At 64.0% G+C, this 26,533-nt stretch carries 1 protein-coding gene and 1 pseudogene; both read right to left on the bottom strand.

Going from position 1 to position 26,533, the window contains the following annotated elements; genetic code table 11:
• Positions 1–14,157: pseudogene (locus HT737_RS32820) on the bottom strand (non-ribosomal peptide synthase/polyketide synthase); the annotation flags it as partial.
• Positions 14,157–26,477, bottom strand: a complete 12,321-nt coding sequence (locus tag HT737_RS24920; RefSeq protein ID WP_182404195.1) for a non-ribosomal peptide synthetase — start codon at positions 26,475–26,477, stop codon at positions 14,157–14,159. The gene HT737_RS24920 and the pseudogene HT737_RS32820, both read right to left, overlap by 1 nt.
• Positions 26,478–26,533 lie beyond the last annotated feature (56 nt).

The raw sequence follows: 26,533 nt of genomic DNA, 5'->3' as shown, positions 1-26,533 counted from the left end.
CGCTACCAGTTCGCCGATGCTCGGTTTCTGCATCAGATCGCGCAGTTTCAGGCTCAGGCCCTGAGCCTTGAGCGCGCGGCTGCGGGCCACCACTTGCAGGCTGAGGATCGAATCGCCACCCAGTTCGAAGAAATTGTCGGTGAGCCCGACCCGTTCGATTTTCAGCACTTCCTGCCAGATCTTCGCCAGGGCTTTTTCCAGCTCGGTGCGCGGCTCGACGTAGGCCAGACGCTGTTCGGCGTCCGGATTCGGCAAGGCCTTGCGGTCGAGCTTGCCGTTCGGCGTCAGCGGCATGCGCTCAAGTACCATCAAGTGTGCCGGCACCATGTAATCCGGCAAGCTGGCCTTGAGTTGCTCGCGCAGACGCTCGCCCAAACCGTCGGCCGGCGTGTCGGTAGCGGCCAGTACATAGCCGAGCAGTTGTTTGCCGCTGACACCCTCGCGGGCCACCACGGCGGCGTCACGCACGCCCGGCTGCTGCTTGAGGCGCGCTTCGATTTCACCCAGTTCGATGCGGAAACCACGGATCTTCACCTGATGGTCGATCCGCCCGAGGTAGTCGACGGTGCCGTCGGCACGCTGGCGCACCAGGTCGCCGGTGCGGTACAGGCGACTGCCGTCGGCGCTGAACGGGTTGGCAACGAAACGTTCGGCGGTGCCACCGGCGCGTCCCAGATAACCGCGCGCCAACGCACCCCCCAGGTACAACTCACCGGCAATGCCGGCCGGCAGCGGATTGAGGTCGCTGTCGAGCACATAACCCGTGCGCTCGCCAACCACGCTGCCGATCGGCGCATAGGCCGCGCCGCATTGATCGTCGACCGCGGCCTTCCAGATCAGCGGCGTGACCACCGTTTCGGTCGGGCCATAGCCGTTGATGATGTACTGCGGTTGCAGTGCGCGTTTGGCCAGTTCGAAACTCGCCACCGGCACCGCATCCCCGCCGAAGCAGTAGATCCGTACCGGCGGCGGATTGCCGTGCTGTTCGGCGTGTTCGGCCAGTTGCTGCAGGTACACCGGCGGGAATGCGGCCACGCTCACGCCATGCTGATGCAGGGCGTCAAAGGTTTGTTCGGCCGTCCACAGATTATCGTCGCGAATCAGCAAACGAGCGCCGTGTGTAAGGGTGGTCAGCCAGCGCTCATGCGCGCCGTCGAAGGCGAACGACATGAAGTGCAACTCGCAATCGGCCGCGCTCATTTCGTAACGCTGACCGATCGCCTGGCAGTGCATCGCCAGCGGCCCGTGCGCCACGCCGACACCTTTCGGCTGACCGGTGGAGCCGGAGGTGTAGATCACGTAGGCCAGGTTGCCCGGCTGCACCGCCACCTGCGGCGCCGAATCCGGCTGAGCACGCAGATCCAGCTGATCGAGTTCCAGCACCTGCAGGTTGGCCTGGGTCGGCAGCACCTGACGCAGACTCGAATCGCTGAGCAGCAAGGCGATGCCTGAATCGTGCATCAGATAACTCAAGCGCTCGCGCGGATAAGTCGCGTCCAGCGGCACATAGGCACCACCGGCCTTGAGCACCGCCAACAGCGCGACGATCATGTTTTCGCTGCGTGGCAGGGCCACACCGACCCGAACTTCCGGACCGACACCTTCGGCGATCAGCGCATGCGCCAGACGATTGGCCCGCGCGTCGATCTGACCGTAGCTGAAGGCTTGCTCATTGAAGATCACGGCGGTTTGTTCGGCCCGCTGCGCAGCCCACTCGGCAATGCGCTGATGTACCAGCGTGGTCTGCGTTTGCGCGACAACGTGCGGCGCAGGCGCGACGTGCCCGGTCGGCAGACCGATGCGTCCCAGCGCCTGCCCGGCGTCCTGAACCAGTGCGGTGAGCAGACCTTCCATGTTGCTGCGGATGCCCTCCACGGTCGCCAGATCAAAATGTTCGCGCAGGAACATGTACTCGATCACCAACCCGTCTTCGAGGGTGACCATCAGGTCCATCGGGAAGTTGGTCAGGCCCGAGTTGTTGATCTCGCCAAACGTCAGCGAATCATCGCGCCACTCGCGCAGCGCCTGATCGATCGGGTGGTTTTCGAACACAATGATGCTGTCGAACAGCGACTGCCCGGCACGCCCGCCCCAACGCTGGACGTCGGTCAGCGGGGTGTACTCGCGCTCGCGCATCTCCAGGTTGAAATCCTGCAACTCGCGCAACCAGGCGCCCACGGCCTGCTCGGCCGGCACGTCCTTGATCACTGGCAAGGTGTTGATGAACAGGCCCAGTATCGATTCCGAAGCCGGCAGGCTCGCCGGACGCCCCGCCACCGTGGCGCCGAACGCCACGCAACGCTGGCCGCTGTAACGGCTGAGCAGCACCAGCCACGCGCCTTGCACCAAGGTATTGAGGGTGACCTGCTGCGCCTGGGCAAAGGCTTTCAACTGTTCGGTGCGGGCCTCGCCCAGACGGCTGTACAGCGCCTGGTGACCGCGACCGCTGCCGGTACGCGTCACCGCGTCCGCCAGATAGGTCGGTTCGTCGAGCAGGCTCAGGTGCTGACGCCAGAAACCTTCGCTGGCGTTCGCGTCCTGCTGTTGCAGCCAGTTGATGTAACCGCGGTACGGCACCGCGTCGGCCAGTGGTCGTCCGGAATACTGGCTCAGCACCTCACCGATCAACTGCGAACTGCTCCAGCCGTCGATCAGAATGTGATGGTAGGTCCAGATCAACTGATAGCTGTGCTCGCCGACTTGCACCAGCGTCAGGCGTTGCAGCGGTGGCTGGTCAAGGTCGAAGCCCTTGGCCCGCTCGGCATCCGCCAGACCTTGCAAGGCTTCGGCCGAATGATCCCGCTCACGCCAGTCAAGCAGACTGAACGGCAACTGCGGATCGGCGAGTACGAATTGCAGCGGCTCGGCCATGTCCTGCCAAAGGAAACCGGTGCGCAAAATATCGTGACGACGGCTGACGCTTTCCCACGCGGCTTGCAGACGCAGCGGCTCAAGGCCCTGCACCGGAACGCTCAACTGGTTGACATACAGGTCCGATTCCGGCGAATTCAGGCCGAGGAACAGCATGCCCTGTTGCATCGGCGACAAGCGATAGAGCCCGTCCAGTTGCCCGGCCGGCAGTGGCAGTTGCGCGACTTGCGCCTCGCTCAAGCCGTGCAGCGGCAGGTCGATCAGCGCCGGCTCCGGCGCCACACGCCCCTCGGCAGCCTGCACGCACAGGGCCAGTTGCTGAATGGTCGGTTGCTGGAACAGGTCTTTCGGGCTCAGCTCCAGCCCTTGCTGACGGGCGCGACTGACCACCTGAATCGAGATGATCGAGTCGCCGCCCAAGGCAAAGAAACTGTCGTGAGTGCCGACCTGCTCAAGGCCCAACACGTCTTTCCAGATCTGCACCAGCGCCTGCTCAGTGGCATTCGCCGGTTCGACATGCAACTGCGCGGCGCTGAGTTCCAGTGCCGGCAGGCGCTTGCGATCGATCTTGCCGTTGGGGGTCAGCGGCAACTGCGCCAGCCACAGGCGATGGCTCGGCACCATGTAATCCGGCAGGGTTGCGCTCAACCACTTGCCGAGGCTTTGCTGCAGTTCGGCCTGTTGTTCGGCGTCGGCGTCGATGATCGCCGGATCGCTCGGCACCAGATAAGCAATCAGTTGCTGACTGCCCGACACTTCGCTGGCCACGACCACCGCCTCACGCACGGATGCATGCGCCAGCAGGCGTGCTTCGATTTCGCCCAGCTCGATACGCAAGCCGCGAATCTTCACCTGATGGTCGATCCGGCCCATGTACTCCAGCTCGCCCTCCTCGCGCTGACGAATCAGGTCGCCGGTGCGGTACAGGCGCTCGCCGTTGCCGCCGAAAGGATTCGGCACGAAGCGCTCGGCGGTCATCGCCGCACGCCCCAGATAACCGCGCGTGATGCCGGCGCCGGACAGGTACAGCTCGGCCGAAACGCCCTGCGGCACCGCGTGCAGATCGGCATCCAGCAGATGGCTGGCGCTGTGATCAAGGGCACGCCCGATCCGCGCCTGACCGCCAGCACTGCGGCGGGTCCAGGTCGAATAAGTGGTGTCTTCCGACGGGCCATACAGGTCGTAAACGTGTTCGACCGTCGATTGCTGATACAGCGCATCGACCAAGGCTTGCTTCAGCGGCTCACCCGCCAGATTGATGATGCGCACGCTCGGTGGAATCTGCCCGGCACGCTGCAGCGCGGCAATCGCCGACGGCACAGTGTTGATCAAACGAACTTGATCGCGGGCCGGCAAGTGCGGCAGCTCCAAGGCATTACGGGCGATGATCAGCGAGCCACCGTTAGCCAGAGTGACAAACAGCTCCCACACCGACAGGTCGAAGCACACCGACGTCGAGGCCAACACGCCTTGAATGTCCTCGCGGCGGTAGACCTTGGCCGACCAGTCGATCAGCGCCATGACGTTGCGATGGGCAATCGCCACGCCTTTCGGTTTGCCTGTGGAACCGGAGGTGTAGATCACGTAGGCGAGGTTATCCGGCTGCACCGCAGTCTGTGGTGCAACAGCCGAATAGCCGCTTAGCGAAACCTGATCCATCAGCAGCACTTGGGTATTGCCCGGCACGCTCAGGGTCGCGGCAACGGCCCGCTCAGTCAGCAACACCCGCGCCCGACTGTCTTCGAGCATGTAAGCCACGCGATCCGCCGGGTAGTCCGGGTCCAGCGGCACGTAAGCGCCACCAGCCTTGAGCACCGCGAGCAAGGCAACCAGCAACTGCTCGGAACGCGGCATTGCCACGCCCACGCGCACTTCCGGGCCGACACCCAACTCAAGCAGTTTGTGCGCCAGACGATTGGCCTGCGCGTCCAGCTCGGCATAGGTTAGTTGCGTATGGGCGAAGGTCACCGCCAAGGCATCCGGGGTCGCCGCCACTTGATGGGCGATGGCTTGATGGATGCACCGCTCGGTAACGAAATCGCCGTTCACCGGCGGGCTGTGCTCGATAAGGTTCAGCTCGCTGAGCGAACGCTGCCCCGACTCGCTCATCTGCCCGAGCAAACGCTGCAGATACCCGGCCATTTGCACCACGCTGTGCGCGGCAAAGCTTTCGCACTGGTAGCTGAAGTGCATCGACAATTCGTCGCTCAAGTGCACCAGCAGTGTCAGCGGGTAGTTGGTCTGCTCATGATTGTGGATTTCACCGAAGCGCAGTTCTTGTGGTGCGCCCTGCGCCAGCGCCTCGGACACCGGGTAGTTCTCGAACACCAGAATGTTGTCGAACAGCGCCTCACCGTTGCGCTCGGCCCAACGCTGAATATCGAACAGTGGGGTGTGTTCATGTTCACGCAAGGCCAGGTTCTGCGCCTGCACGCTCTGCAACCATTCGCCAACGCTCGATGAGGACTGCGGGCTGGCGATGACCGGCAAGGTGTTGATGAACAGACCAATCTGCTGCTCGACCCCTTTGAGTTCAGCCGGACGCCCCGCCACCGTGGCGCCGAACGCCACACACGACTGACCGGTCAGGCGCTGCAACAGCAGCAGCCAGGCCGCCTGAATCAGCGTGTTGAGGGTGACTTTCTGCTGGCGCGCGAACTCGCCCAGACGCCGCGTCTGTTCAGCGTCGAGCACGCAGAAATGTTCGCCATGACCGTCACGCGGTGCATCGCCGCGCTGCGCCTGCAGCGCTTGCGCGAGCAAGGTCGGCGCTTGCAAGTCAGCCAGTTGCGCGGTCCAGTAACGTTCGCTGGCCTGCACGTCCTGGCGCTGCAGCCATTCGATGTAATCGCGATAACGCCCGGCCAGTGGCGGTTGGGCAACCCCGCTGTAGCGTTGCAGGACTTCGCCGAGCAACTGCGAGTTGCTCCAGCCGTCCATCAGGATGTGGTGGTTGGTGTAGATCAAATGGCAACGCTGCTCGTCCAGACGCACCACGACCATACGCAACAGCGGCCCCTGGCTCAGGTCGAAACCTTGCGCCTGTTCGGCTGCGGCCAGCGCATTCAGATCGCTCTGACAATCGTCGCGATCACGCCAGTCGAGGACGCGGAACGGCATGTCCAGTTGCTTGTGCACCACCTGCACTGGACGCGCCAGTTCACCCTGCCAGACAAAGCTGCTGCGCAGGATGTCGTGATTGTCCACCGCCGCTTGCCAGGCCTGCTGAAAGCGTTGCGGGTCGAGGCCTTCGACATCGAGCCGGACCTGGTTGATGTAATCGCCAGTGGCCTGCTCGTAGAGGCTGTGGAACAACATGCCCTGCTGCATCGCCGACAGCGGATACACATCGGCGACCTGGCGTGGCGCCAGCGGTAACTGGTCGAGCTGCGCCTGCGTCAGGCCGGCCAGCGGGAAGTCCGACGGGGTCAGGCCTTCGACGCCCGGGGTCAGGCAATGGCCGATCAACGCTGCGAGTTCTGCGGCGTAATCTGCGGCCAGGGCTTCGATCACCGCGCTGTCAAAAACGCTCGCGGCTGAACGTCCAGCCCACCCGCAGCTCGCCGCCATACACTTGACCGTTGAGGGTCAACCAGTTGCCCAGCGGCGCCTCCGGGCTCTGATCAAGGCCGGCGTTGTCCGGCGACGGCACGAACAGCGCAGCGTCATCGCCGGCGAAACTGCCGTCGAACTGCCCGAGGTAGTTGAAGGTGATGCGCGGGCTCGGCAAGGCCTGCAGGCGCTGCTGCGCTCCGGCATCACCGAGGTAACGCAAGGCACCGAAACCGATGCCCTTGTTGGGGATCGAGCGCAGTTGTTCCTTGATCTGCTTGATCGACTCGTCAAGCGTGTCTGCCGGCGTCAGGCGCACCGGGAACAGGCTGGTGAACCAGCCCACCGTGCGGGTCAGATCGACGCCGTCGAACAGTGCTTCGCGACCATGGCCTTCGAGCTGGATCAGCGTCGACGCCTGCCCGCTCCAGCGGCCGATGACCCGCGCCAATGCCGTCAGCAACAGATCGTTGACCTGGGTGCGGTACGCCGCCGGGGCCTCTTGCAGCAGTTGCCGGGTCAGCTCGGTGCCGAGGCGGGTTTGTACGGTCTGGGCCAGACGATTGTCCTGGCTGGCATCAACGCGCTTGCACGGCAGATCGGTGCTCACATCGCTCAGGCAGGCCTGCCAATAATCCAGTTCGGCCTGCAACGCCGGGCTGTTGGCGTAGCGCTGCAAGTGCTCGCCCCAGTCCTTGAAGGCACTGGTCCGGGACGGCAGGCTCAACGGCTGATCGTTGAGCAGCTGCTGATAAGCGTTTTGCAGGTCCTCCAGCAGAATCCGCCACGACACGCCGTCCACCGCCAGGTGATGAATCACCAACTGCAACCGCTGCGTGCCATCGGCCAGAGTCGCCAGCACCGCACGCAGCAACGGCCCGTGTTGCAGATCGAGGCTGCGCTGGGCGCGATTACCCAAGGCTTCAAGGGCGGCGGCATCCGCGACGTCTTCCTGCCAAAGCAGGTTCTGTGGCAGCGCTTCGACCGCGCGGTGCTCGGCCTGCCACACGCCATCGTGCTGGGTGAAGCTCAGGCGCAAGGCATCGTGATGAGCCACCAGGGCGCGCAACACTTGCTCGATTTTCTCAGCGTCCAGCGTCTGCCGCAGTTGCAGCAGCACCGACTGGTTCCAGTGATGACGCTGCGGAATTTCGTCGGCGAAAAATTGCTGCTGGATCGGCAGCAACAACGCTGCACCGCTCGCGGCTCGCTGATCAATGCTCGATTCGTCGCCACCCCACTGCGCGACCAGCGCCAGACGCTGCACGGTCTGGTGCTGGAACAGGTCTTTGGGATTGAGGCGAATGCCGGCCTGACGGGCGCGACTGACCACCTGAATCGAGATGATCGAGTCGCCGCCCAATTCGAAGAAATTGTCGTGGATGCCGACTTGCGGCAGCTTCAGCACGTCCTGCCAGATCGCGACCAGCCCCTGCTCCATCGCGCTTTGCGGCGCCTGATAGGCCTGCTGCGCCTGGCTGGCGTCGGGTGACGGCAAGGCGTTGCGATTGAGTTTGCCGTTGGCGGTCAACGGCAATTGTGCCAGCAGCAACAGGTGCGCCGGAACCATGTGAGCCGGCAGATTGGCCTTGAGTTCGGCGCGCACGCTGTCGCGCCACAGCGCCTGTTCGGCCGGGCTCGCGTCGAGCAGCGCGGCGTCGTCTGGCACCAGATACGCCACCAGTTGCTGACCGCTGAGGCCCGGTTGCGCCAGCACCACGGCCTGGCGCACGGCAGCCTGTTCCAGCAGTTGCGCTTCGATCTCGCCGAGCTCGATACGGAAACCGCGAATCTTCACCTGATGGTCGATGCGCCCGATGTACTCGATCACACCGTCGGCGCGGTAGCGCGCCAGGTCACCGGTACGGTACAGACGCCCGCCATCGGCGACGAACGGGTCGGGAATAAAGCGCAGGCTGGTCAGGTCCGCGCGGTTCAGGTAACCACGAGCCAGGCCGGCACGACCGACGTACAGCTCACCGATGCAACCTTTGGCGACCGGGTTCAGATCTCCGTCGAGCAAGTACCAGGACAGGTCCGGGATCGGCTCGCCGATCGGACTGCTGGCGTCACGCTGCAAGTCAGCCAGCGTAATCGGCCGGTAGGTCACGTGCACGGTGGTTTCGGTGATGCCGTACATGTTGATCAGTTGCGGTGCCTGATCGCCGAAACGCTCGAACCACGGACGCAGGCTCTTGACCTCCAGCGCCTCGCCGCCGAACACCACGTAACGCAGCGCCAGTGCTTGCGCCGCGTGCTCCGGGGCGCAGGCCACTTGCATCAATTGCTTGAACGCCGACGGCGTCTGGTTGAGCACGGTGACGCCTTCGCGGCAGAGCAAGGCGAAGAAATCTTCCGGCGAGCGACTGACCTCATAAGGCACCACCAGCAGTTTGCCGCCGTACAGCAGTGCCCCGAAAATCTCCCACACCGAGAAATCGAAAGCGTAGGAATGGAACAGGCTCCAGACATCCGTGGCGTCGAAACCGAACCACGCATCAGTGGCCTCGAACAGGCGCAGCACGTTGCGATGGGCCAGCAACGTGCCCTTCGGCTGCCCGGTGGAGCCGGAGGTGTAGATCACGTAAGCTAGGTTGTCCGGGCTCATGCGTACGTGCGGATTGCTGTCGCTGTAGCCTTCCAGACCGTCACGTTCCTGATCGAGCATCAGGCTGCGCAGCGAATCGGGTACTGGCAGACGTCCCAGCAGATGACTCTGGGTCAGCAGCAAGGCGATGCCGCTGTCGCCGATCATGTAGCTCAGGCGTTCTTCCGGGTAGGTCGGGTCCAGCGGCACATAGGCGCCGCCGGCCTTGAGAATCGCCAACAGGCCGACCAGCATGTCGAGGCTGCGCTCCACCGCCAGACCGACGCGCACGTCCGGGCCGACACCGCTGGCAATCAGCTTGTGGGCCAACTGGTTGGCGCGGCTGTTCAGCTCGCCGTAGCTCAGGGACTGCCCGGCACAGCTCACGGCAATCGCTTGCGGGGGCGCGGGCGGCTTGTTGTTTCGATCCGCTGATGCAGGCACTGCTCGCTCGGGAAATCGCGGATGGCCGGGTTCCACTGCTGCAAGGTTGCCGCGTGTTCGGCGGCGTCATGCAGCGGCAGTTCGGCGATGCGCTGAGCGCAGTCGGCGACGATGCCTTGCAGCAGACGGGTCCAGTGTTGCGCCAGGCGTTCGATGGTCTCGACGTCGAACAGGTCGGTGGCATAGGTCAGCTCGGCCCAGACGTTGTCGCTCGATTCAAAGGTGTTCAGGGTCAGGTCGAACTGCGCGGTACTGGACGCCCAGGACAAGCCTTCAATCGCCAGCTTTGGCAGACGTGTGGCGCCCTGCGCCTGACGCACCTGGCTCTGGTGGTTGTGCATCACCTGGAACAGCGGGCTGTGGCTGAGGCTGCGATCCGGTTGCAGCGCATCGACCAGTTGCTCGAACGGCAGATCCTGATGCGCTTGCGCACCCAGCACCGTATTTTTCACTTGCTGCAGCAGGCTGCGGAACGTCTGCCGACTGTCGAACTCGGCCTTCAGAACCTGGGTGTTGACGAAGAAACCGATCAGGCCTTCGGTCTCGACCCGGTTGCGGTTGGCCACCGGCACTCCGACGCGGATATCGGCCTGACCGCTGTAGCGATGCAGCAAGGTCTGGAACGACGCCAGCAACAGCGCAAACAGCGTAACGTTCTCGCGCTGCGCCAGTTGCTTGAGCGCGGTGGCCAGTTCGCGGCTCAGCGGGATCTCGCGACGGGCGCCACGATAGCTCTGCTCGGCTGGACGCGGACGGTCGGTCGGCAACTCCAGCAGCGGTTGATCGCCAGCGCCGAGTTGTGCGGTCCAGTAGCTCAATTGACGCTCGCGTTCACCGGCGTCCATCCACTGTTTCTGCCACACGGCGTAGTCGGCGTATTGCACCGGCAGCGCCGGCAATTGCACGCGCTGGCCCTGGCTGTGGGCGGCATACAACGCCACCAGCTCATCGACCATGACATTCATCGACCAGCCATCGGCAACGATGTGATGCAGGGTGATGACCAGCGCGTGGTCATCGGCGGCCAGGCGCAGCAGTTTGACCCGCAACAACGGGCCTTGCTGCAGATTGAACAGGTGCAGGGTTTCGGCGGCGACCAGCGCTTGCAGCGCATCCTCGTCGAGATCCGCCGCCACGTCCTGCACCTGCAGATCGAGCGTGCCGTGAGCCTGGATCACTTGCAGGGTCTGGCCCTGCTGTTCGACAAAGCAGGTGCGCAGCGATTCATGGCGTTCGATCAGCGCGTCGAAGCTGCGCTGCAACGCCGGCAGATCCAGCTCACCGCGCAGACGCAACGCCGCCGGCACGTGATAAGCGGTGCTGGTCGGTTGCAGTTGCCAGAGGAACCATTGACGTTCCTGGGCATAGGACAGCGCCAGCGGTTGCTGGCGGGGCAAGGCAACAATCGGCGGCTCCCGATGCGCCTGATCGACACCCAGCGCGGCGACAAAATCTTCCAGCGTGCTGTGTTCGAACAACGTGCGCAGCGGCACCTGCACGTTCAGCGCCTGACGGACGCGCGAGACCACTTGCGTGACCAGCAACGAGTGCCCGCCCAGTTCGAAGAAGTTGTCGCTCAAGCCCACGCGATCAAGCTTGAGTACCGCTTGCCAGATCTCGGCGACACTGTGTTGAGTGGCGGTTTGCGGGGCGATGTAAGTCGATTGCAACTGGCTGGCGTCAGGTGCTGGCAAGGCTTTGCGGTCGACTTTGCCGTTCGGCGTCAGTGGCAGTTGCGCGAGGAACAACAGGTGCGCCGGCACCATGTATTCCGGCAGTTCGGCCTTGAGGCTGGCTTTCAATGCAGCACGCAGTTCGCCTTCATCAATATTGTCGGCGGTCGGCACCACATAGCCGACCAGTTGCGGGCCGGTCGGGCCGTCCTGAGCGACTACGACGGTTTCGCGCACGCTGTCGAGGGCGAGCAAACGCGCTTCGATCTCACCGAGTTCAATCCGGAAACCACGGATTTTCACCTGATGGTCAATCCGCCCGATGTACTCGATCACGCCTTCGGCGCGGTAACGGGTCAGATCGCCGGTGCGGTACAGGCGCGCGCCGGTTGTCGAAAAGGGATCCGGGACAAAGCGTTCGGCAGTCAGGCTCGGGCGCTGGAAGTAACCACGAGCGAGGCCGTCGCCGCCGATCAGCAATTCCCCCGGGGCGCCGAGCGGATTGAGCTCAAGGTCGCTGCCGAGGATGTACAACGCGGTGTTGTCGATCGGCGTGCCGAGGAATGGACGGCTATTGTCCGCACTCAAGGCGTGCTGCGCCGACCAGATAGTGGTTTCGGTCGGGCCGTAGAGGTTCCACACCCTCGGCGTCAGCGCGAGCATGCGTTGCGCCAGTTCCTGCGGCAGCGCTTCACCGCCACAGAGGAACGTGCGGCCCGAAAGGATGGGCGCCTGTTGGTTGTCCAGCAGCATGCGCCAGGTCGAAGGCGTGGCTTGCAGCGTCGTCACGGCGTGACGCTCGATCAGTTCGAGCACCGCTTGCGGGTCTTGATGCACGTCCTTGCCGGTCAGCACCACACAGGCGCCGGCCAGCAATGGAGCGTAGATTTCCAGGCCGAAAATATCGAACGAGAAGGTGGTCAGCGACAGCACGCGATCCGTGGCCACGATGCCCGGCTGCTTGATCATGCTCGCGACAAAGTTGCTCAGCGCCGCGTGGCGCACCATCACGCCTTTAGGTTTGCCGGTGGAACCGGAGGTGTAAATCGTGTAGGCCAGATGCTCGCCATTGACTGCAACGTCCGGCGCGCTCTGTGGATAAGCCGCCAGCCACTCGCGAGGTTGATCCAGCAGCAGCGTTTGCACGCCCGGCGGGATCGGCAACTGCGCCTGCAAATGGCTTTGGGTCAGCAGCAATGGCAGGCCGCTGTCCTCGATCATGTAGGCCAGGCGATCCTGTGGATACGCAGGGTCCAGCGGCACATAAGCGCCGCCGGCCTTGAGGATCGCCAGCAGGCCGACGAGCATTTCCACGCTGCGCTCGACGGCGATACCGACCAATTGATCCGGGCCGACACCGGCCTCGATCAGCTTGTGCGCCAGTTGACTGGAGCGGGCATCCAGCTCGGCGTAGCTCAGCACGTGTTCGCCGATGATCAGTGCAGTGGCTTGCGGCGTTTGCTGCGCACGTCGGGAGAAATCCTGCTGCACGCATTCGGCTTGCGTGCTGCGGTCAGCGATGCGCAGCCAATCCTGCAACAGCACGCCGTGTTCGGCGCTTTCCAGCAACGGCAATTCGCCGACCCGCTGGCTCGGTGCGGCGACGATGCCGCGCAGCAAGTTCTGCCAGTGACGCGCCAGGCGCTCGACGGTTTCAGCTTTGAACAGATCAGTGGCGTAGATCAGCTCGGCGGCAAAGCCGTCGCTGGACTCGTAGGTATTCAGCGTCAGATCGAACTGCGCGGTGCGCCCTTCCCACTGCACATCTTCAACACTCAGTTGCGGCAACTGCGCCGCGCTGCGGCCTTGGTCTCGGCTGGTCTGGTGGTTGAACATCACCTGGAACACCGGGCTGTGGCTCAGGCTGCGTTCCGGTTGCAAGGCTTCGATCAGTTGCTCGAACGGCAGATCCTGATGCGCCTGCGCAGCCATCGCCGCCTGTTTGACCTGAGCCAGCAACTGGTTGAACGGCAATTGCCCGCTGACTTCGGCATTCAGCACCTGCGTGTTGACGAAGAAGCCGATCAGGCCTTCAGTCTCGACCCGGTTACGGTTGGCGGTCGGCACCCCGACGCGAATCTGCGCCTGACCGCTGTAGCGATGCAGCAGCGCCTGAAACGACGCCAGCAGCAGCATGAACAGGCTCGCACCTTCGCGCTGCGCCAGCTGTTTGAGGGCATTACCGAGGTCTGCCGGCAGGTTCAGTTCCAGCCGCGCACCGTGCAGGCTTTGCACGGCCGGACGCGGGAAATCGATCGGCAGCTCCAGCACCGGCTGCTCACCGCCCAGGGTCTTGACCCAGTAGGCCAACTGGCGCTCACGCTCGCCCGCTTCCAGCCAGTGGCGCTGCCAGATCGCGTAGTCGGCGTACTGTATTTCCAGTTCCGGCAGGCTCAGCGGCTGCCCGGCGGTGTCGGCGGCGTAATGCTGGATCAGCTCGTTGACCAGGACTTTGATCGACCAGCCATCGGCGATGATGTGGTGCTGGATCAGCACCAGCACATGGTCGTCTTCCGCCACTTTCAGCAGCGCCACCCGCAGCAGCGGGCCCTGCTGCAAATTGAACGGGCGTGCGGTTTCGCTCTCGACGAAGGCCTTGATCGCGGCGTCTTCCCCGGCGGCGTCGAGGCCCTCCGGCAATGGCGTCAGGCTGATGCTCAGCGGCAGCGGCGGATGAATCACCTGGCAAAAGCTTTCACCCTGTTCGGCAAAAGTGGTGCGCAGGCTTTCATGGCGCGCCGCCACGGCGTTGAAGCTGCGCTCCAGCGCTGCCACATCCAGCCGGCCCTTGAGGCGCAGGGCGCTGGGGATGTGATACGCGGTGCTGTGCGGGTCCATTTGCCAGAGGAACAGTTGACGTTCCTGAGCATACGACAGAGGAATCGCCGCAAACCCGGAACGTGTTTCCGGGATCGGCAGGTTGGCCGGAGAGACGCCCTCTTCGAGCATCTTTTCCAGGTACAGCTTACGTTTGTCCAGCGGCAGAGTGATAAAGCGCTTGGCTACCCTCAAAGCAACACTCTTGTCCATCAGACTTCCTCCATATCGTCAAGCAGGGCTTCCAGCTTGCTCAGTTTCTGTTCGTTGATTGCCCCGCCTCCTGTATCGAGTCGAGCGACAAAATCGCTCAGGACGGGGTGCTGGAATAACAGTTGCGGGGTCAGCGTCAGGCCCAGTTCCAGAGCCATGCGCGACACCACGTTGACCGCCAGCAGCGAGTGCCCGCCGAGTTCGAAGAAGTGATCGTTCAGACCGATGCGTTGCACTTCGAGCACTTGCTGCCAGATCGCCGCGACCTGTTGCTCAAGCTCACTGTGCGGCGCGACATACGCGGCCTGCATCTGGCTGGCATCGACCGCCGGCAGGGCCTTGCGGTCGAGTTTGCCGTTGGGGGTCAGTGGCAACTGCTCAAGGAACAGCAGGTGCGCGGGAATCATGTAGTCAGGTAACGAAGACTTGAGGCCAGTCTTTAGTCCCTCGCGCAGTTGCCGCTGCGCGTCCCCGTCGTGCATCTCCAGTTGCGGGGCGACCACATACGCCACCAGTTGCGCCCCGCTGTCGCTGTCGACGGCCAGCACCGCCGCTTCGCTGACTGCCGGTTGTGCGAGCAATCGCGCCTCGATCTCCCCCAGTTCGATGCGGAATCCACGAATTTTCACCTGATGGTCGATCCGGCCCATGTACTCCAGCTCGCCCTCCTCGCGCTGACGAATCAGGTCGCCGGTGCGGTACAGGCGCTCGCCGTTGCCGACGAAAGGATTCGGCACGAAGCGCTCGGCGGTCATCGCCGCACGCCCCAGATAACCGCGCGTGATGCCGGCGCCGGACAGGTACAGCTCGGCCGAAACCCCTTGCGGCACCGCGTGCAGATCGGCATCCAGCAAATGGCTGGCACTGTGCTCGAGCGCGCGCCCGATCCGTGCCTGACCACCGGCGCTGCGGCAGGTCCAGGTCGAGTAAGTGGTGTCTTCCGACGGGCCGTACAGGTCGTAAACGTGTTCGACCGTCGGCTGCTGATATAGCGCCTCCACCAGCGCTTGCTTCAGCGGTTCACCCGCCAGATTGATGATGCGCACGCTCGGCGGAATCTGCCCCGCGCGTTGCAGTGCGGCAATCGCCGACGGCACAGTGTTGATCAAACGAACTTGATCGCGGGTCGGCAAGTGCGGCAGCTCCAAGGCATTACGGGCGATGATCAGCGAGCCACCGTTAGCCAGAGTGACAAACAGCTCCCACACCGACAGGTCGAAGCACACCGACGTCGAGGCCAACACGCCTTGAATGTCGTTACGGCTGTAGACCTTGGCCGACCAGTCGATCAGCGCCATGACGTTGCGATGGGCAATTGCTACGCCTTTGGGTTTGCCGGTGGAGCCGGAGGTGTAGATCACGTAGGCGAGGTTGTCCGGCTGCACCGCCGTCTGTGGCGCAACAGCCGAATAGCCGCTCAGCGACAACTGATCCAACAGCAGCACTTGCGTATCGCCCGGTACGCTCAGCGTCGCGGCAACCGCCTGCTCGGTGAGCAACACCCGCGCCCGACTGTCTTCGAGCATGTAAGCCACGCGATCCGCCGGGTAATCCGGGTCCAGCGGCACATACGCACCGCCAGACTTGAGCACCGCGAGCAAGGCGACCAGCAACTGCTCGGAACGCGGCATGGCCACGCCCACGCGCACTTCCGGGCCGACGCCCAACTCAAGCAGTTTGTGCGCCAGACGATTGGCCTGCGCGTCCAGCTCGGCATAGGTTAGTTGCGTATGGGCGAAGGTCACCGCCAAGGCATCCGGGGTCGCCGCCACCTGACGGGCGATGGCTTGATGGATGCACTGCTCGGTAACGAAATCGCTGTTCACCGGCGGGCGGTGTTCGATCAGGTTCAGTTCGCTGAGCGTGCGTTCGCCGCCATCCGCCATCTGGCTCAGCAGACGCTGCAGATGCGCGCCCAACTGCGCCACGCTGGCTGCCGCGAAGCTGTCGCGCTGATAACTGAAATGCACCGACAGTTGCGCGCCCATGTTCACCAGCAGGGTCAGCGGGTAGTTGGTCTGCTCCTGATTGGCCACCGCGCCGAAGCGCAGACCTTGCGGCGCACCGCGTTCCAGCGCCTCGCCAATCGGGTAGTTCTCGAACACCATCAGGCTGTCGAACAGCGCGTCACCGCCCTGCCCGGCCCAGCGCTGAATGTCCGCCAGCGGCGTGTGTTCGAACTCGCGTGAGGCGAGGTTCTGCGCCTGCACCGCTTGCAGCCAGGCGATCACGCTCTGCTGCGCGGACGGCGCAGCGATCACCGGCAGCGTGTTGATGAACAGGCCGATCTGCGCTTCGGCCCCCGGCAGATCCGCCGGACGCCCGGCGACGGTGGCGCCGAACGCCACGCAATCCTTGCCGGTGTAGCGCTGCAACAGCAGCAGCCACGCCGCTTGCACCACGGTGTTGACGGTGACTTTCGCGGCCCGGGCAAACTCGCCCAGGCGCTGGCTCAGCTCAGCGTCGAGCACCTGGTAATGATCGCCGTAACCCACGCTCGGCAAACCGGCCTGCGGCCGTGCGATGGCATTGGCCAGGCGCGTCGGTTCCTGCAGATTGCCCAGCGTCGCCAGCCAGTAAGCTTCAGCCGCCGCGCCATCCTGACGCTGCAGCCAGGCGATGTAATCGCGATAGCGACCCGCACCACGGGCGACCGCTTCGCCGCTGTAGTGCTGCAACACTTCGCCGAGCAACTGCGCGCTGCTCCAGCCGTCCATCAGGATGTGATGGTTGGTGTAGATCAGGTGATAACGCTCGGCTGCGGTGCGCACCAGCACCAGGCGCATCAGCGGTGCACAGCTCAGGTCCAGACCCAGTGCGCGCTCCTCATCGGCGAGGGTTTGCAGCGCTGCCTCCAGATCAGTCCTGTCGTGCCAGTCGAGTACGCTGAACGGCACCTCGACCTGACGCTGCACCACTTGCACCGGTTGCGGCAGATCGCCTTGCCAGAAGAAGCCGCTGCGCAGGATGTCGTGGGCATCTACCGCCGCCTGCCACGCTGCGCGGAAGCGTTGCGGGTCGACACCGTCGACGTCCAGGCGCATCTGGTTGATGTAGTCGCCATTGCCGTGTTCGAGCAAGGTGTGGAACAGCATGCCCTGCTGCATCGGCGACAGCGGATAGATGTCGTCGATGCCTTGCGGCTCCAGTACCAGCGCGTCGAGTTGCGCTTGCGACAGTTGCGCCAACGGGAAGTCCGACGGCGTCACACCACGGTTGGCAGTGTCGCAGCAGTGGCTGATCAGCGCGGTCAGTTCCTGCACATAGTCGTCGGCCAGACGCTGGATGGTGGCGGTGTCGAACATCGCGCCGCTGTAGGTCCAGCTCAGGTCAAGCTCGCCGCCGAACACCTTGCTGTTGAGCGCCAGCGGATTGCCCAGCGGCCCTTGCAGGTTGACCTCGGCGCCGCCGGACTCGCTGGTCGGCACGAACAGAGCATCGCTGGCGGCATCGAAGCTACCGTCGAACTGGCCAAGGTAGTTGAAGGTCAGGCGCGGCGCCGGCAAGGCTTGCAGGGCGGTACGTGTCGGCTCATCACCGAGGTGCGCGAGTGCGCCGAAGCCGATGCCCTTGTGGGGGATCGCCCGCAGCTGTTCCTTGATCTGCTTGAGCGACGCGCCGAGCTCGGCGGCAGGTGCCAGGCGTGCCGGGAATACGCTGGTGAACCAGCCCACGGTGCGGGTCAGATCGATGTGTTCGAACAGGTCTTCGCGACCATGGCCCTCAAGCAACACCAACGCGTTGTCTTCCCCGGTCCAGCGCACCAGCACCCGCACCAGCGCGGTCAGCAACAGGTCGTTGACCTGGGTGCGATAGGCCGCCGGGGCTTCCTGCAACAACTGACGGGTCAGGGTCTGATCGAGTTTGCGGCGCAGGGTCAGCGCCTGATCGTGTTGCTGCCCACCGTTCGGATGGTCGTAAGGCAAAGCCGCCGAAGCGCCGTGCAACTGCTGCTGCCAGAAGCCCAGTTCGGCCTGTAACGCAGGGGTTTTGGCGTAGTCCTGCAACGCCGCCGCCCAGGCCTTGAGCGCACTGGTCTTGGCCGGCAACTGCACGGCGTGACCGGCGACAATCTGCCGGTAAGCACGTTGCAGGTCTTCGAACATAATCCGCCACGACACGCCATCGACCACCAGGTGATGAACGATCAGCAGCAGGCGCTGACTGCCATCAGCCAGGTTCGCCAGCACCGCGCGGATCAGCGAACCACCACTCAGTTGCAGACTGCGCTGGGCCTTGTCGCCCAGTGCCTCAAGGGCGGCGAGATCAGCGACCTCGACTTGCCAGAGAATGGTTTCCCCCGCTTGCGTAGCAACGTCGCGGTAATGCGCCGACCAGCCCGTGGCCTGCTCAACAAAGTCCAGACGCAAACTGTCGTGCTGCACCACCAACGCATCCAGCGCCTGCTCCAGTACCTGAGCATCCAGTGCCTGCGTCGGCTTGAGCATCACCGACTGGTTCCAGTGGTGACGGTCGGGAATCGCTTCGGCGAAGAATGCCTGATGAATCGGCAGCAGCGCGGTTTCGCCGGTTTGCGCATGCTGATCGATGGGCTGCACCGCTTCGCCGGTCTGCGCGACTGTGGCCAGGGCCTGAATGGTCTGGTGCTGGAACAGGTCTTTGGGGCTGAAGCGAATCCCGGCCCGCCGCGCCCGGCTGACCACTTGAATCGAGATGATCGAGTCGCCACCCAGTTCGAAGAAGTTGTCGCTGACGCCGACCTGCTCAAGCTTGAGCACGTCCTGCCAGATCGCCGCCAGTTGCTGCTCCAGCGCGCTCTGTGGGGCGACATAGGTTTGTTGCAGTTGGCTGACATCCGGTTTCGGCAGGTTCTTGCGATCGAGCTTGCCGTTCGGCGTCAGCGGCATGCGCTCAAGACGCAGGACATACGCCGGCACCATGTGCGCCGGCAGGCTGGCCTTGAGCTGCGCGCGCAGGTGGTCGGTGAAGTCGGCACGGGCCGAATCACCGACCACGTAGGCCACCAGACGCTTGCCACTGCCGGCGCTGCCTTCCTGCGCCACGACCACCGCTTCACGCACGCCGTCGAGGGCTTGCAGCGCCGCTTCGACTTCGCCCAGTTCGATACGGAACCCGCGAATCTTCACCTGATTGTCGATGCGATCCAGATAGTCGAACGTGCCGTCGACACGCTGGCGCACCAGGTCACCGGTGCGATACAGCAAGCCGCCATTTGCGCTGAACGGGTCAGCGACAAAACGCTCGGCGGTCAGCCCCGGACGATTCAGATACCCCCGCGCCAACCCGGTGCCACCGAGGTACAACTCCCCGGCCATGCCTTGCGGCAACAGGTTCAGATCGGCATCGAGCACATAGGCACTGCGGTCGCCGATCCGGCTGCCGATCGGTGCGTAAGCAGCGCCGCATGGCTCTTCAGGGCCAGCCTTCCAGATCAACGGGGTGACCACGGTTTCGGTCGGGCCGTAGCCATTGATGATGTAGTCCGGATCGAGCGCGCGTTTGACCCGCTCGAAACTGGCGTTCGGCACCGCATCGCCACCGAAGCAATAGATCCGCACCTTCGGCGGGTGGCCGACACGCTCGGCGTGTTCGGCCAGTTGTTGCAGGTACACCGGCGGGAACGCGACCACGCTCACGCCGTGTTCGATCATCGCGTTGTAAGTCTGCTCCGGCGTCCACAGCGTGTCGTCGCGAATCAGCAGCGAAGCCCCGTGGGTCAGGCTGGTCAGCCAGCGTTCGTGGGCGCCGTCGAAGGCGAACGACATGAAGTGGAATTCGCAGTCGCTGTCGCGCATTTCGTAGCGCTGACCAATGGCCTGGCAATGCATCGCCAATGGGCCGTGAGCAACGCTGACGCCTTTCGGATTGCCGGTGGAACCGGAGGTGTAGATCACGTACGCGAGGTTATGCGGATCGACTGCGACCTGTGGCGCCGTGCTCGGCAACTCGTGCAGGTCGAGACGATCCAGCTCCAGCAACGGCACCGATTCGCCGACCGGCAATTGCGCCGACACCGACGAATCGCTGATCAGCAGCGCCAGCCCTGAATCCTCGATCAGATAGGCCAGTCGTTCACGCGGGTAACTGGTGTCCAGCGGCACATAGGCACCGCCGGCCTTGAGCACCGCCAACAGCGCGACGATCACCGCCTCGCTGCGCGGCAGGGCTACACCCACCCGGGTCTCGGCGCCGACGCCACGGGCGATCAGCGCGTGGGCCAGTTGATTGGCACGCTGCTCGATCTCGCCATAACTGAAGTGCTGACCGTTGAAGATCACCGCGGTGCGCTGCGGACGCTCAACCGCCAGCGCAGCAATGCGCTGATGCACAGCGATGTCCAACGGGTAAGGCTGCGGCTGGTTTTCGGCTTGCTGGCGGGCATGCTCTTGCGCACTGGCCAGAGCGATTTCGCCAAGGTTGCGCTCGGCCGACACGGTAAATTGCTCAAGCAATTGCAGCAGGTGGGCACTGATGCCTTCGATCACCTCACCGGCAAACTGGCTGCGGTCGAAGCTGTAGTGCAACGCCAGTTGCTGACCGAGGGTGACCGCCACGCTCAAGGCGTAGTGGGTTTGCTCCAGGTTGCCGACCTCACCGAATGCCAGGCCTTGTCCGGCCCGGCTCAGCGCCTGGGCGACCGGGTAGTTCTCGAACACCAGAATGTTGTCGAACAGCGCTTCCCCGCCCTGCCCGGCCCAGCGCTGGATGTCCGCCAGCGGCGTGTGTTCGAAGTCACGCAGGCTGAGGTTTTGCGCCTGCACCGCTTGCAGCCACTGGCCCACGCTTTGGTCCGGACGCGGCGCGCCGATCACCGGCAGAGTGTTGATGAACAGGCCGACCTGCTGCTCGATGCCGGGCAAATCCGCCGGACGCCCGGCCGCGGTCGCTCCGAATGCCACCGCTTCATGACCGGTGTAGCGCTGCAGCAACAGCAGCCACGCAGCTTGCACGAGGGTGTTGACGGTGACTTTCTGCTGGCGGGCAAACGCTTCCAGCGCCTGGGTGCGCGTCACGTCCAGCGTCAGGTAATGGTCGCCGTGGCCGCTGTCGCCTTCGCCGCCGATGGCGGCGCGGGCCAGTCGGGTCGGCTCTTGCAGCGCGGCCAACTGAGCGCTCCAGAAGTCCTGACTCAGTTGCGCGTCCTGACGCTGCAGCCAGGCGATGTAATCGCGATACCGTCCACCGCCATGGGCCGGGGTGCGACCGCTGTAGCGCTGCAAGACTTCGCCGAGCAACTGCGAGTTGCTCCAGCCGTCCATCAGAATGTGGTGATGGGTGTAGATCAGGTGCCATTGCTCGGCAGCGGTCTGCACCAGCACCAGACGCAGCAACGGTGCATGGCTCAAATCGAACCCTTGCTGACGTTCACCATCGGCCAGCGCCGCGAGGGCTGCCGGCTGATCATCACGCTGGCGCCAGTCGAGAATGCTGAACGGCAACTGCACCTGTTTGTGCACGATCTGCAGCGGTTGCGCCAGTTCGCCCTGCCAGACGAAACCGCTGCGCAGAATGTCCTGCGCATCGACGGTGGCCTGCCATGCAGCGCGGAAGCGCTCAGGGTCAAGGCCTTGCACATCCACGCGCAACTGGTTGATGTATTCCCCCGCCGCTTGCTCGTAGAGAGTGTGGAACAGCAAACCCTGCTGCATCGGCGACAGCGGATAGACATCATCAAGCTGACCGACCGGCACCGGCAGCGCATCCAGTTGCGCCTGGGTCACCCGAGCCAGCGGGAAGTCCGAAGGCGTCGCTTGCGCAATGGGCAGCGTGCAGCAGTGTTCGATCAGCGCCTGCAACTCGATGGCGTATTGATCGACCAGGTGCTGCACCGTGGCGCTGTCGAACATCTCGCGGCTGAAGCCCCAGCTCATCGACAGTTCGCCGCCATACACCTGACCTTCGACGGTCAGCCAGTTGCCCAAAGGCGCCGACGAGTCCTGCGCCACGCCGCTGGTTTCAACAGCCGGCACGAACAACGCCGCCTCGTCGAACTGGCGGTCGAACTGGCCGAGGTAGTTGAAGGTGATGCGCGGTTGCGGCAGCGCGGCCAGTTCGGCGCGCACCGACGGCGCGGCCAGATGCCGTAGCACGCCGTAACCCAGACCTTTGTCCGGCACCGCGCGCAGTTGCTCCTTGATCGCCTTGATCGAGCCGTCGAGATCAGCGCTGGCGGTCAGGTTGACCGCGAACAGACTGGTGAACCAGCCCGCGGTGCGGGTCAGGTCAATGTCATCGAACAGATCTTCGCGGCCATGGCCTTCCAGTTCGATCAGCGTGCCCGGCTGCTGGCTCCAGCGACTGATGGTGCGCGCCAGTGCGGTGAGCAACAGATCGTTGACTTGGGTGCGATAGGCGGCCGGCGCCTGTTGCAGCAACTGGCGGGTGCGCTCGGCGTCGAGGCGCCATTCGATTTTCTCGCCATGCAAATTTTGCAGGCTGCCATCCGGGCGGTCGCACGGCAGATCCTTGGCACCCTGATGCTGGGCTTTCCAATAGCTCAATTGCTCATCGAAGCGCGACGCTTCCTGCGCCAGACGCGCCGTCCAGCTCTGGAACGCGCTGGTCTTGGCCGGCAACTGAATGCCGCCGCCCGCCGCCAGTTGCTCGTAAGCCTGCTGCAGATCTTCCAGCAGCACCCGCCAGGAAACGCCATCGACCGCTAGGTGATGAATGATCAGCGCCAGTCGTTGCGAGCCGTCGGCCATGGTCACCAGCAACGCCCGCAGCAACGGGCCGTTTTGCAGGTCGAGGCTGCGCTGCGCTTCGTTGCACAACACCTGCAACTGTTCGGCAGATTCGGCATCGCGTTGCCACAGTTCAGCGCTGCTCAGCAGCGGGCCGTGGCTTTGCTGCCAGCCTTCGCTGCCTTCGACAAAACGCAGACGCAAGGCGTCGTGGTGATTGATCAGGTGGGTCAGCGCAACATTGAGCCAGTGCGCATTCAATGCCTCACGCGGAGTCAGCAGCAACGACTGGTTCCAGTGCTCGCGCACCGGCATCGCGCGGTTGAAGAAATCCTGCTGGATCGGCCCGAGCACGGCATCGCCGCTCACCGGTCCCTGATCCACCGAGGACAGATGATCGTGGCTCGCGACCAGCGCCAGACTGCGCACCGTCTGGTACTGGAACAGGTCACGCGGGCTGATACGGATCCCGGCTTGCCGCGCGCGGCTGACCACTTGAATCGAGATGATCGAATCGCCGCCCAGCTCGAAGAAGTTGTCATCGAGGCCAACGCGGTCGAGGCCGAGCACAGCTTCCCAGATCGCCGCGAGGGCTTTTTGCATGGCGTCCTGCGGTGCCACGAACGCCTGTTGCGGCGCGGCATCCGGTTGCGGCAAGGCCTTGCGGTCGAGTTTGCCGTTGGCGGTGACCGGCAATTTGTCGAGGGTGATCAGGTAGGTCGGCACCATGAATTCCGGCAGGCTGCCGAGCAGCCACGCCTTGACCTCTTGCTGCCACTGTTCGTCCGCTTGCGCCTGTTCCAGCACAAGGTAAGCCACCAGATGCTTGCCGCCCTGCACCAGCACCACCGCCTCACGCACCCGCGAGTGCTGCATCAGGCGGGTCTCGATTTCACCCAGCTCGATGCGCAGGCCGCGCAACTTCACCTGATGGTCGAGACGACCGAGGTATTCGATCACCCCGTCAGCGCGCTGCCGCACACGGTCGCCGGTGCGGTACAGGCGCGCGCCGTCATGGAACGGGCACGGCACAAAACGTTCGGCCGTCAGCGCCGGACGCTGGTGATAACTGCGCGCCAGCCCGGCGCCACCCAGATACAGTTCACCGGCGACACCGCTCGGCACCGGCAGCAATTCGGCATCGAGGACATGGGTGCGCAGGTTGGCGATCGGCCGGCCGATCGGGACACTGTCGGCGCCTTCATCGACACAGGTCCAGTGGGTGACGTCGATGGCCGCTTCGGTCGGGCCATACAAGTTGTAGAGGCTGGCGTTCGGCAGCTTGGCGAAGACTTGCAGTTGCGCATCCAGCGGCAACGCTTCACCGCTGCAGACAATCCGCTTGAGACTGCTACAGCTTTCCACGCCCGGTTCGTGGATGAACGCCTGCAACATCGACGGCACGAAGTGCAGCGTGCTGATGCCGTGGCGGTTGATGCTATCGATCAGTTGCAGCGGATCACGGTGCGCGCCCGGCGCGGCCACCACAAGGCGCGCGCCGGTCAGCAGCGGCCAGAAGAACTCCCACACCGACACGTCGAAGCTGAACGGGGTTTTCTGCAACACCGAATCACGGGCGTCCAGCGCATAGGCCTCCTGCATCCAGCACAAACGGTTGACCAGCGCCGCGTGGCTGTTGCCGGCGCCCTTCGGCTTGCCGGTGGAACCCGAGGTGTAAATCACGTAGGCCAGGTTCAGCGGATCGACGCTGACCTCCGGACGGCTATCGCTGTAACGGTCGAGCAGCCCCGGCTGATCCAGGGTGATGACGTTTACGCCGTCAGTCGGCAGCGTTGCCAGCAGCGCCTGTTGCGTCAGCAGCATGGTGATGCCGCTGTCCTCGATCATGTAGGCCAGACGCTCCTGCGGGTATTCCGGATCCAGCGGCACGTAGGCGCCGCCGGCCTTGAGAATCGCCAGCAGCGCGACGACCATTTCCACCGAACGCAGGGCGCACACGCCAACCAGACTGTCCGCTTGCACGCCCTGTTCGCTCAGCAGATGCGCCAGGCGATTGGCCCGGGCATCCAGCTCGGCGTAACTCAGGGTCTGTTCGCCGAACAGCAGTGCCGGTGCCTGCGGCGTACGCGCGACCTGCGCTTCGATCAACTGGTGAATCGGCGTGTCGCTCGGGTACTGCGCGTGGACGTTGTTCCAGTCATGCACCAGCGTGCGCTGCTCGTCAGCTTCCAGCAGCGGCAATTCACCGATGCGCTGCGATGGATCGGCGACCATCGCCGTCAACAAGCGCAGCCAGTGCCGCGCCATGCGTTCGATGGTCGGTGCAGCGAACAGGTCGCTGGCGTAGGTCAGTGCGGCGTGCAGCTTGCCGCCCTGCTCCCAGGTGTCCAGCGTCAGGTCGAACTGGGTGGTGCGGCTCTGCCAGTCGAGGCTGTCGAGTTGCAGGCCGGATGCGGTGCGGAGGGTGGCGATATCGGCGACGTGCGGCTGGTGGTTGTACATCACCTGGAACAGCGGCGTGTGGCTGAGGCTGCGTTCCAGCTTCAGCGCTTCGACCAGTTGCTCGAACGGCAGATCCTGATGCGCCTGCGCACCCAGCGCGGTTTCCTTGACCGCCCGCAGCAACTCGTCGACCCGGGTCTGGCCGTCGAGTTGCGTGCGCAGCACCTGGGTGTTGACGAAGAAGCCGATCAGGCCTTCGATCTCGCCGCGATTGCGGTTGGCGATCGGCACGCCGACCCGCAGGTCGGTCTGCCCGGTGTAACGGTGCAGCAGCGCATTGAAGGCGCCGAGCAGGAACATGAATAAAGTGACTTGATGCTGTTGCGCCGTGCTGCGCAGCTGCTCGGCGAGTTGGCCGTCGACCGCAAACTCGTAACGAGTGCCGCGATAGCTCGGCATCGCCGGGCGCGAATGATCCAATGGCAACTCCAGCACCGGGTGTTCGTCGCCCAGTTGCGCCTGCCAATAGTCGAGCTGACGCGCCTGCTCACCGGCCTCCAGCCAGCGGCGTTGCCACAGCGCATAGTCGCTGTACTGGATCGGCAGTGGCGGCAATTGCGGCATCTGACCCGCGTCGAACGCGTCGTAGCAACGGATGAACTCGTCGATCAACACGTTCATCGACCAGCCATCGGACACGATGTGGTGCAGGGTCAGCAGCAGCACGCGTTCCTGCTCGGCCAGCTTGAGCAAGGTCACGCGCAGCAACGGGCCGACCGCCAGATCGAATGGCAGCAGCGACTGCTGTTCGGCGGCATCGATCACCGCCTGTTCGCGCTCGCTGGCCGACAGAGCGCTGAAGTCTTCCCGGTTAATCAGTAGCGGCGCCGAAGCCGGCACTTGCAGCAGGCTGTCATCGGCCTGGCGCTGGAACACTGTGCGCAGGGTTTCGTGACGCTCCACGAGGCTGGCGAAGGCTTGCTCCAGCGCCGCCAGGTTCAGCCGCCCGTTGAGCCGCACCGCACCGGGCAGGTTGTAGGCGCCGCTCTGCGGGTCGAGTTGCCAGAGGAACCACATGCGTCGCTGCGCGTAAGACAGCGCCTGACGATCCTCGGCTTCTATGCCGGCGGGTATCGGGAACCGCGCGAAATCCACGCCCTCCTTGTGCAGGGCCGCGAGGAACATCTGGCGCTTTTCCAGGGGCAACCCGATAAACCGGCGAGCAAGTTTCAAGGAGTCTTCAGCATTCATTTCTCAGCATCCGGATCAGTAGGCAGGAAGCACAAAGGCACGTCGTCCCTATAAAA

The organism is Pseudomonas sp. MD195_PC81_125 (genome assembly GCF_014060985.1).
GTDB classification, from domain to species: domain Bacteria; phylum Pseudomonadota; class Gammaproteobacteria; order Pseudomonadales; family Pseudomonadaceae; genus Aquipseudomonas; species Aquipseudomonas parakoreensis.
This window is presented reverse-complemented; position numbering and strand designations above follow the sequence as displayed.